At 41.4% G+C, this 10,061-nt stretch carries 8 protein-coding genes; 5 read left to right on the forward strand and 3 right to left on the reverse strand.

Annotation, left to right across the window (positions count from 1 at the left end; translation table 11 throughout):
* Nucleotides 1-609 precede the first annotated feature (609 nt).
* Complete coding sequence (locus EHQ64_RS09095) at nucleotides 610-1,035, forward strand: acyl-CoA thioesterase (protein WP_135649176.1); 426 nt, start codon at nucleotides 610-612, stop codon at nucleotides 1,033-1,035.
* Nucleotides 1,036-1,993: 958 nt separating this feature from the next.
* On the opposite strand, the gene EHQ64_RS09100 is transcribed toward EHQ64_RS09095, so the two are convergent.
* On the reverse strand, nucleotides 1,994-3,481 hold the full coding sequence (locus tag EHQ64_RS09100) for an aldehyde dehydrogenase family protein (protein WP_135649177.1): 1,488 nt from the start codon (nucleotides 3,479-3,481) through the stop codon (nucleotides 1,994-1,996).
* Between the two features lie 485 nt (nucleotides 3,482-3,966).
* On the opposite strand from EHQ64_RS09100, the gene EHQ64_RS09105 reads away from it, so the two are divergent.
* The 4 genes from EHQ64_RS09105 to EHQ64_RS09120 all read left to right on the forward strand — a co-directional run bounded on the left by EHQ64_RS09105 (nucleotide 3,967) and on the right by EHQ64_RS09120 (nucleotide 8,758).
* Nucleotides 3,967-5,490, forward strand: a complete 1,524-nt coding sequence (locus tag EHQ64_RS09105) for an HDOD domain-containing protein (RefSeq protein WP_135649178.1) — start codon at nucleotides 3,967-3,969, stop codon at nucleotides 5,488-5,490.
* 146 nt (nucleotides 5,491-5,636) lie between these two features.
* Nucleotides 5,637-6,929 carry an LruC domain-containing protein gene (locus EHQ64_RS09110; protein ID WP_135649179.1) on the forward strand — a complete coding sequence of 431 codons (1,293 nt, stop codon included), beginning with the start codon at nucleotides 5,637-5,639 and terminating at the stop codon, nucleotides 6,927-6,929.
* Nucleotides 6,930-7,037: 108 nt separating this feature from the next.
* On the forward strand, nucleotides 7,038-8,087 hold the full coding sequence (locus EHQ64_RS09115; protein WP_135649180.1) for a sensor histidine kinase: 1,050 nt from the start codon (nucleotides 7,038-7,040) through the stop codon (nucleotides 8,085-8,087).
* Nucleotides 8,084-8,758 carry a response regulator gene (locus EHQ64_RS09120; RefSeq protein WP_135649181.1) on the forward strand — a complete coding sequence of 225 codons (675 nt, stop codon included), beginning with the start codon at nucleotides 8,084-8,086 and terminating at the stop codon, nucleotides 8,756-8,758. The genes EHQ64_RS09115 and EHQ64_RS09120 overlap by 4 nt, the downstream gene beginning before the upstream one ends.
* Here EHQ64_RS09120 and EHQ64_RS09125 read toward each other — a convergent pair.
* Together EHQ64_RS09125 and EHQ64_RS09130 are read right to left on the reverse strand one after the other, a co-directional pair.
* Nucleotides 8,755-9,363 carry a DUF1554 domain-containing protein gene (locus EHQ64_RS09125; RefSeq protein ID WP_135649182.1) on the reverse strand — a complete coding sequence of 203 codons (609 nt, stop codon included), beginning with the start codon at nucleotides 9,361-9,363 and terminating at the stop codon, nucleotides 8,755-8,757. The genes EHQ64_RS09120 and EHQ64_RS09125 overlap by 4 nt on opposite strands.
* 1 nt (nucleotide 9,364) lies before the next feature.
* Nucleotides 9,365-10,061: fibronectin type III domain-containing protein (locus EHQ64_RS09130; RefSeq protein WP_246048667.1), on the reverse strand; the 697-nt coding region annotated here is incomplete at its 5' end.

Raw genomic sequence — 10,061 nt, forward strand, 5'->3', positions numbered from 1 at the left:
GAATAAATACTATACCATAGGAAGGCTTATCATCTGTATTATAGGACTGGCTGCACTTATAAAATTTACTATTTCAGCAATCTTTGAAAAGCCAGTCGACGAGATAGAGGAAGAACAATCTTCTGAAGAGAAAGTGAATGAAGAGTTACAATAATCCTTTCAAAAGAAAATCCAGTTAGTAAATTAAAATCCAACTCGTTCTAAAGCGGAAGGGATACGTAGAACTTTAGTCCGGGCCTTGCCCGGATGAGCGGACGCGAATTCGAAGTAGCCCGGTCTGAGTGAAGCGAGGATCCGCCCAAACTTAATGTAGGAGCTCCTACATCAGAAAACGGATTTATTCTTCTTGTAAAGGAATCCAATTTATGTTATGGAGCATTTTGTACCACCGCACCGGCCCCCACCCTAAATAGGGTGGGGCGCCTTTACCCATTCACTCGGAACGCGGAATCCGTATTCAGCAATGTGAATAGCAAAAGATCCTAAACTTCACAAAAGATTTCCATTCCTATGCTTTGTTTTTCCAACCAATAAATAATTTGATATAAAACAATAATTCCTACTTTTCTAAATCTTTTCTCTATTAATTTTGGAAGAGAGGAGTAGAGCATGCAAATCTCAAAGTCATTCTTTTACGAAATCCCGGTCCTTTGGAGCCAATGTGATCCGAATGGTCATTTAAATGTTGGGAACTTCCAAGTATTTCTTCATGAAGGTAGAATGGTTGCCTTAGAAGAAGCAGGCCTTTCCTTCTCTCAAATGAAATCCGAAAACATAGGCCCGATGATCCTAAGGGGAGAAACAGATTATAAGGCAGAGATACGTTATCCTGATTCAACTATAATAGAAACTCAATTTGGCGAGATCTCAGGTTCTAGATGTAAAGTATTTCAAAAATTAATTCGAAAATCCGACGGCAAAATTGCCTGCGAATCCGTCTCTCATTGTATCATGTTTGATTTCGGCAAAAAGAGACCTTGGAAGTATACGGACAAGTTTTTAGAAGGATTAGGAATTTTAGAAATTTCTAAATGATGCAAGAATTCCAACATTAAGAAAAACGGGGGGTTAATTTCGCTAAAACGATAAGGCTCTCTGTGAGCTCCGTGACTCTATGCGAAATCCTTTCTATTTCACTTCTGCCGATTGCCATACGCTTTCATTAACACCAATAGAGTCGATTACGGGTCGCTGCGGTGAATTGCAACGCGCCATTCATAGCAATACTTTCAGTTAAGACGAATGGTTTTAATTATAACCTTTCTCTCGTTTGGCCTACCGGCCACCGACTCGCTTACGAATAAGTTTGGGATGCTCTCGATGACGCCTCTGGCTATCTCGAGCTTGCTCACTCTCTACGGTTCGCTCGCAAGGTCGTTGCCTCGCTCCCTATGGGTCGCTGCGGTGAATTGCAACGTGCCATTCATAGCAATGCTTTCGGTTAAGACGAATGGTTTTAATTATAGCCTTTCTCTCGTTTGGCCTACCGGCCACCGACTCGCTTCGCGGTCGTTGCGGCAAGGATACGGAGGGCTTTAGTCCGAGTTTAGCTCGGACGAGCGCGAATGCGCGAACCCGTAGTAGCCAGGTCCGAACAAAGTGAGGAGCCGCCCAAATCTTTTGTTGGAATTCCAACATCAAAAGCTGAATGCAAATTTCCCTTGAAAAAAAATAAGATTTATGATAAAGAGCACACGTACCACCGCACCGGCCCCCACCCAAAATAGGGTGGGACATTTTTACCCATTAGCTCGGAACGTGGATTCCATATTCAGCAACATGAATAGAAAAAGATCCTAAAGTTAACAAAATCTCCCCGATTCCAAATATCTTCAGATCCATTCCCGCTTACGAGACTCTCATGAAAACTAAGACAACAGAAAAAGAATATTATGAAAATATAAACTTATCTCCAGGAGTCCGCCCAAAAATAAAAAAGCCCTCTTAGTTGGACCAAGAGGGCTTGAAAGTTCGAAGAAAGTAGAAGAAATTCTTAAACGAAGAACTTCTTAGTAAATTGGATCATTTTATCCACGAATCCTGTGTATGGTGGATACAACATTTCGATCGAAGAGAAAGCCGCCTGTTTGAAAACAGATTTCTCATGAGAGAATGTCTTAAATCCCCACCAACCGTGATAACTTCCGTGCCCGGAGTGATTGATCCCTCCGAAAGGAAGATTCGGATTCGCTAGGTGAACGATTACGTCGTTTACTGCCGCTCCACCGGATGAAGTTTCTTTTAGGACTTTATTGATGGATTTGTTATTACTTCCGAATACATAAAGAGCAAGAGGTTTCGGTTTAGATAAAACCTTCTCCACTGCTTCATCCAAAGTTTTGTAAGTGATGATCGGAAGAACCGGTCCGAAAATCTCATCTTCCATGATCCTTGCATTTTCAGGAACATTTGCGATGAGAGTTGGCTCGATATAATTTTGAGAAGAATCAGTTTCTCCTCCCATTACAACCTTACCACCTTTTTCAACCGCTTCATGAATATATCCGGAAACCCTTTGGAAATTCCTTTGGTTTACTAAACGGCAGAAGTCCTTATTGTTTTTGATATCGGAAGAAGTTTCTCCGTAGAAAGATTTTACAGCAGACTTCGCTTGTTTTACGAACTCTTCTGTTTGTCCTTCCGGAAGTAGTAGATAGTCAGGGGCAACACAGGTTTGTCCTGCATTCATAATTTTTCCCCAAACAAGTTTCTGAGCGGCTTTCTTAAGATTCGCGCCAGGAACGATGATCGCAGGAGATTTTCCACCTAACTCAAGAGTTACTGTGGAAAGATTTTTTGCAGCAGCAGCCATTACGATCTTTCCAACATGAGTACTTCCTGTGAAGAAGATATGATCGAATGGAAGTTCCATTAGAGCCGTAGAAACTGTATGATCTCCTTCAAATACTGCAACTTCTCCCTCTTGGAAGGTCTCTTTCACGAGTCTTGTTAGAAGTTTAGAAGTTTCCGGAGTAAATTCGGAAGGTTTGATGATCGCAGTATTTCCCGCAGCGATTGCAGCAGTCAAAGGAGCGATTGCAAGATAGAACGGATAGTTCCAAGGAGAAATGATCAGAGTCACTCCCTTTGGTTCATAAGAAATAGAACTTCTGGCTCCGAAAAGGGAAACAGGAGTTTTTACTCTTTCAGGCTTCATCCATGTTTTTAAGTGGCGGATTGCATCTTTTAATTCTGCAATCGAAGGCATAATCTCTGTTAGGTCAGTCTCGTGAGGAGCTTTTCTAAAATCGTTCTGTAATGCCTTTTTGATATCTGGGGTAAGTCTTTCGACAGAAGCCAAAAGTTTTTTCAAAAGTGCGACGCGATCCTTCGCCTTGGAAACTTTTAAAACCTTATGAAAATGACTTTTTTGGACATCGAATACTCTTTGCATTTCCTTAGGGTTCGGAGCTGGAAAAGTAGCTATTCCGCTGGAAGCAGAAGAGACAGAGCTCGCGGTTTGGGTAGCTGTGCTGGACATGAGAAGGTCTCCTAAGTTCTAACATTCTTCCGAAAAACCGGATTTGTAGGAACCAAGGTATTATTTCACCAAATTCGGGATTTTGCTGCAACCTTTTTATTGAATGATCATTCCGTAACTTTATACAAAAAATTCCGACCCTTGGACGGGGGTCTTTTTTTATTCAACCCGTTATGATAAGAACCAGTCTTCAAAAGACGCTATTTTTGCAGATTAAAGAATTCAATTTTCTCAGAGTTGAGATGTTGAGTAAGTAAGAGATAATAAATTTCCCACTTGAACAAGTGATAAACTAATCCGAAAGGATTAATATCTAAGGACGATCTTGGAAATTTATTTCTGACAAGATTTGAAAGATAAATTTATAGTTTAGTTTTTTTTTGTCTCTTTGATCCGTATAATTCGCTTAGCAGAATCTTATTTTTAACAAATAAAATCTGCGAATTCTTGACAGAGACCACTAACGTTTTTCAGAGTTACTTGATATGAGCCAAGGGAAAACCCTAGAACTTTTCCATCACAAGGATCACGGTATTTTCAGCAATTTGAAAGACCTGAATCATCCTATTTCGGAGAACATTCCGTTCCATTTTAAATTTTTTAATCTTACCGAAGGAGTGGATACTATCTTATCCAAAACTTTGGATCGTTATCTTCTACACCTTGATATTATTTTTGTGAGAGATTCTGTTCTTGCGGCTCTAAAAGAAACCATCACAAATACGATCAAAGCAAATATCAAAAGGATCTATTTCAGAGAATTACAGGCTGATATCCTAAATCCAAGTGTATACCGCAGTAAGATTACAGGCTTCAAAAAGACTTATTTAGATAATAAAGAGAAATACGAAGATCTTCTCTTTAAAAACAATTACGTAGTTTTAGTTTCCTTCATCCATAATAAGGACGCGATCCGTATCCGGGTCATGAATAATGTTAAACTAAGTCCGGAAGAAGTAGATCGTATCAACGAAAGAATAGAAAAAGCAAAAACGTATAACGATCTTGCGGAAGCGTTTATGGAAAAAGGGGATGAGACCGAAGGCGCGGGCCTTGGGCTTATCATGACCCTAATGATGCTCAAGAACGACGGTTTAGGTGCAAGTTCCTACAAAATAGAAAGCCAAGGGAACAATACCTCAGTTATTATCGATATCCCGATCCGGATCCAAAAAGAAAATGTACAGATCCAAAAAGCGGAAGAGATCATCAAAGAAGTAGATCAACTTCCTACATTCCCTAAGGCGATCCAGGATATCCAGACTGCAATCGACAAACCGAATTCAAGTATCGGACAGATCGCGGAAATGGTGAAAAAGGACGTGGCATTATCCGCGAACATCCTAAAGCTTTCCAACTCCGCAGCTTTCCGTAGAGGAAATAAAGTGGAATCCTTGGACAGAGCGATCCAGCTCATCGGTCTGAAGGAATTACAAGTTCTATTATATTCTCTTGGAACTAAACAGATCCTGGAGAATAAATTCCCTGCATTCTTGACCATCTGGGAAAAATCCAACCAATGCGCTTACTATTGCAAGTTGATCGCTCAAAAATTGGCAATGCCTAAGGAAGCGATGAGTAATCTGATGTCTGCGGCTCTTCTTCACGATATAGGAGAGATCATCCTACTTTCCTTGGAGCAGGAGAGAATGGGCAAGATCCAGAATTATTCCGCGTCTAAGGAAATTGCATCTTCTCTTTCTATGGAAGAAGCTGCCTTTGGGATCACTCACACTAAGATCGGTGCATTGATCGCTGAAAAATGGAATTTTCCTGAGTTATATTCCAAAGCGATGGAATACCATCATAGACCTCAATTAGCTGACGAACAATATAAGGAGATCATCTTCCCTATCTATTTGGGAGACATGATGATCAAGATCAATAACGAAGAAGCTAAGTTCTCCGAGATCCCTGAAGAAGTATTGAAATATTGTAAATTTTTCTCTTCTGGGGATTTCCATTCTTTCAGAACAAAAGCTTTAGAAAGTTTCCAAGCTAATCTTTAATTCGCCCGTACAACGGCAGTTAGAGATTCATTTCGAACAAAGTACCAAAATTAGTATTAACCGAAGGTTCTAGTAATCTAAACCTTCGGGTGTATTGCTTAAACGAGTGAGTTCGGCATAATCATGACATCCGTACGGGTGCTTATATGACAAAAAAAATCCTCGTTTGCTTTTTCGCCTCTCTCAGTCTCTCTTTCGTTTCCTGCGCTTCTTCCAGTGATCCGAATTACGCATGGCTCATGAGTTTAGTTGCAGGAGCCACTCCAGTGGAAGCTCCTTCCGGTCCTACAGATTTCGGGATCGATATCAATGACGAGACTACTCCGGTAGATTTCGTATTCGATACTACTAGAACTATTACTGTAAACGTACAAGTCATAGATCCGGTTGCTCCAGTTAACGGAAGTATGGTGCAGGTCACTGTTCCTTCTGCCACTCCGGGTGCAGCTAGCAGTAAATCCGTATTCAAAGCTTATACGAATACAAGCGGAGAAGTTACCGGAAGTTTTACCATAGATGGGGATACTAAAACGGTTCATCTTACTGTGGAAGCATACGGCAAGTTCTACGAAGCGGATATTACGATCGTAACCGTAAGCAAAGTGGATCGTAGGATCACTGTTGGGTTTACCGCGAGCACAACTCAGATCTTCGATACTGATGGGGACGGAGTACAGGATTTTGAAGATGTATTCCCGAATGATCCTACACGCGTAAGTACGATCCGGATCCCTGCAGAAGATTATTATACTACTTCTTATGAGGACTTATTCCCTAAACAAGGTGACGCGGACTTTAACGACTATGTAGTTCGTTCTTATTTCGAAGAAGATCTTAATAAAGCGGGAGAAGTAGTCCGTGTAAGAGGTTACTTCACCCATGTTGCTAAGGGTGCAGGTTATAATCATACTCTTCGTTTCGGATTACCTGGAGCGAGCGTAACTAGCTATTCTCTTCTTCGTTATGCAGCAGACGGGACCACCTTGGAAGAAAACCTAAGTGGAACTCCTACAACAATCTCTGATCTTGAATTACTAGGAAACAGTTCTACAACGATCGCAAAATCAAACGCATCCAGAACGGACACAACTTTTGTGAAAGGTAAAACTGCTAAGTTGGAAGTTATACTTTCTTCTCCAATCTCTAAATTGGCTTTAGGACCTGCTCCTTATGATACTTTTGTTCGAGTGATCAACACCGGAAAAGATATCCATGCGGCGAATAAATATTTCGATGCGGAAGGTCAGGATATTTATAGAGATTCCACAGGTTTCCCTTGGGTACTTCTTGTTCCTGGAAATTTCCAATGGCCTTATGAGGCTACGGATATCCGTAATTCTTATCCTAAATTCAAATCTTGGTATGAATCTCTCGGAACCACAGACACAGACTGGTTCCGAACTCCGAATGTTTCGGATGTGTTTCCATCTACGCCCTAATTTGGGACTCCTGAAAGAGTAAAAGCAATTTCCCCCTTCCCTCATTCGGCCGAGGGGAGGGGTTTTTTTCCTTTCCGATCCGTCCCCGAAACGGTAACCTGATCCTAAGTGGCTTCAGGACTCCTTAAAAAGAAAGAAACCAAGTTAGTAGGACCATACTCCGGCAAGGAGAAGGCCCCTAAGTTCCTATCTCTTGTCGAAGAGATCTCTCCTATAGTAGCGCTGGACGAAAACAATGTAGTTCGATTCGCAAACGCTTCCTTCAAAAAAGAATTCAGACTTGGATTTGCAAACCCAGTAGGTAAGAACTTATTTAAACTCATTAAATTAGATTCGAAAGAAGCGGGAAATTTGAGGGAGAACCTACACAAGGCATTAAAAACAAAATTACAAAACCAGGAATTCAAAAAAGGTAAGAAGTCCTACGGTTATTCCATCTTTAGATTCAAAGACAGCCTTGCGATGATCTTAAAAGACATTACAGAAAATAAGAAGTTAGAGAAGAAGATCGCGACTCTTCATACCCAAGTACTCGCTTCTCAAGAGGAAGAAAGATCCAGGCTTGCAAGAGAGCTTCATGACGGCGTAGGGCAATTGATCCTCGCGGCTAAATTACATTTCCAAGCGTATCAAAAATCGGAGAAGGAACATCCTGAATCTTTCGGCTCTGGTCTAGGTCTGATCGATAAAGCAAGCCAAGAACTTCGCGAAATTTACACAAATTTGCAACCATCTTCTTTAAAAGAACTCGGACTGGAGGCTGCTCTAAGTTCACTTGCGAATCAGATCTTTCCGATACAAAAAATAAAAGTGAAATCCGAATTTAGAGTTCCGGAAAAAATTCCTCAGGAAATACAAAACCAAGTTTTTAGAATATTACAGGAAATTTGCGCGAATATATTAAAACATTCACAAGCGAATAAAGTGGAGTTGAGAATCTTTTCAGAGAAAGATACTTTGGTTGTATCTGCGAAAGATAATGGAAAAGGATTTAAAGAAAAAGAAGCCAGAATAAGATCTACCGGATACGGATTGGAAAATATTCGGAGAAGAACCGAGGACCTGAATGGTACTCTATTTTTAGAAACGGAACCTGGCAAAGGCACTCAATATGTGCTTAGAATCCCGTTAAAAAAACGTTCCAAGGAGAAAGTATGAACGCGACCCCTTCCGTTTGCAAACTGTATCTTGTAGACGATCACGCAATCTTAAGAGAAGGCCTAAGGCTGATCATTTCCGGACAAAACGATCTGGAGATCATCGGAGAAAACGGCAACGCCGAACAGGCATTAGACGAGATCGGAAAATTAGAACCTGATATCTTGATCACTGATATCTCTATGCCTGGAGTAAGTGGTATAGACTTAGTGAAAGGTGTAAAAAGATATTACCCTAAGGTTCAGGTCATCATTCTTTCCCGACATGACAATGAAGAATATATCCAAAAACTTGTGGATCTCGGGATCAACGGTTACGTTTTAAAAGATGATGCAGGCGAAGATCTACTGAGGGCGATCGATGCAGTTCGCAGAAAGGAAACATATTTAAGTCCAAGGATCGCGACTAGAGTTCTTTCCGGAATTGGCCGCAAAAAAACGGGAGAACTTCAGGAAGAAGGTCCTTCCGTATTTTCAGTTCTTTCAGATCGTGAAAGACAGATCCTAAAACTGATCTCGGAGGGGAACTCCAACGAGAAGATCGGAAAACTTCTACATATATCTCCCGCGACCGTAAAGGTTCATAGAGCAAATATTATGAAGAAGTTGGATCTACATAAGGTTGCAGACCTAGTAGTATATGCAATCCGAGCAGGGATCGTAGAAAGTTAATTTCTAACACAGAGTAGGCTGTGATTCGAGTTACAAGGATCCGAAAACGTCTGATTAAAAGAATCATACGTATCGGTTCCTGAGGAACCGAAATCACCGGACTGACCGCCCGTAGAATCCGTCCAGTCTAAACATGTATCCGCAATCGTAAAAGTGGTTAAGCCGAGTCCAGTCCAATAAGTTCCCCCTCCCGGAATTCCGCCTGCATTATCTAATGGAATTGTAGGAAGTCCAGAGGAGTCCGTATGGAAGATCAAGGTTTGGGTCGGATCCATCGCATAATAGTTCTTTCCCGCAACCAAGGGCCAGCCGACTCCACCAGGGACTCTAGCTGCAGCCGCGATCAAAGCAACATATTCTAAAGAAGTTCCAGGAAGATCAGCCGCATCGGTGCCTTTTGCAGTTTGGCATTTTAGATCTGCACCACCGACCCCTCCGAGTGCTCCATCAAACGTAGAAGATGTTACAAAAACATAATGTATCTTCGTAGCCTCTTCCAATAGGCTTAAAAGGATCAAGGACTCTCCTCCAGGAAACGGCTTGGAGCAGGCTCCTAAAAAGAAAAAATTAGATAACAAGATGAAGTTTAGAATCCGAGCCATCATATCAAAAGCTCCTAGTATATTGGACTTCCCAACGATTTTGAGAGGATCCTGTATTCGCATAACTATTCCCGATCCCGTTTGAATCCGGACGAACTTTGAATTGAACAGTGTCTCCTTGAGGAAGCCTGTTCTCTAACCAGAGAGAAATCGCGAAGCTGAATATCGCAATTCCTCCGATCAAAGCCTGGTTGCTTTGATGGACTTCGTATTCTTTCTTATCGTTTTCTCTAGCTTGCCAGAAATAAAAAGTGAAACTTGTAGGAAGAGTAGTTCCTAAAAAATAAATATTCACCGGATCGTTTAAAGGTTTGGATGCGAGAGTATTTCCCGCTTCTCTTTCTAAATTTCCTAAATACGCCAACGCTGCGAACCAGGACCAAATTCCGTAGGATTTCCAACGTTCTCCTTTGGAATAATATCCGGTCCCCGGGATCCACACGAATTTAGAAGTTTTCACACCCTTGCTTGCTTCTTCTTTTTCCGCGAGCGCGACCGCTTTAGGTCTATCCTGCTCTACTTTAAAATTGGTCCAAGGAGTGAATGCAGAAGGTTTTCCGAATCTATTCAATGCCGCTATCCTATAGTCGTAGGATCCGGCCTCTAAGGAAAATTCTATCTCGTTCTCAGAGACTTGGAAAAACTGGATGTAGGAACATTTCGTTGGACCATAGAATCGGAATCTGACCCGAATGTGAAAT

It is taken from the genome of Leptospira sarikeiensis, from assembly GCF_004769615.1.
Classification (GTDB): domain Bacteria; phylum Spirochaetota; class Leptospiria; order Leptospirales; family Leptospiraceae; genus Leptospira_B; species Leptospira_B sarikeiensis.

Bases quoted from the DNA above. Each gene is read 5' to 3' on its own strand.
- EHQ64_RS09095 (WP_135649176.1), top strand. From the start codon at position 610: ATGCAAATCTCAAAGTCATTCTTTTACGAAATCCCGGTCCTTTGGAGC.
- EHQ64_RS09100 (WP_135649177.1), bottom strand. From the start codon at position 3,481: ATGTCCAGCACAGCTACCCAAACCGCGAGCTCTGTCTCTTCTGCTTCC.
- EHQ64_RS09105 (WP_135649178.1), top strand. From the start codon at position 3,967: ATGAGCCAAGGGAAAACCCTAGAACTTTTCCATCACAAGGATCACGGT.
- EHQ64_RS09110 (WP_135649179.1), top strand. From the start codon at position 5,637: ATGACAAAAAAAATCCTCGTTTGCTTTTTCGCCTCTCTCAGTCTCTCT.
- EHQ64_RS09120 (WP_135649181.1), top strand. From the start codon at position 8,084: ATGAACGCGACCCCTTCCGTTTGCAAACTGTATCTTGTAGACGATCAC.
- EHQ64_RS09125 (WP_135649182.1), bottom strand. From the start codon at position 9,363: ATGATGGCTCGGATTCTAAACTTCATCTTGTTATCTAATTTTTTCTTT.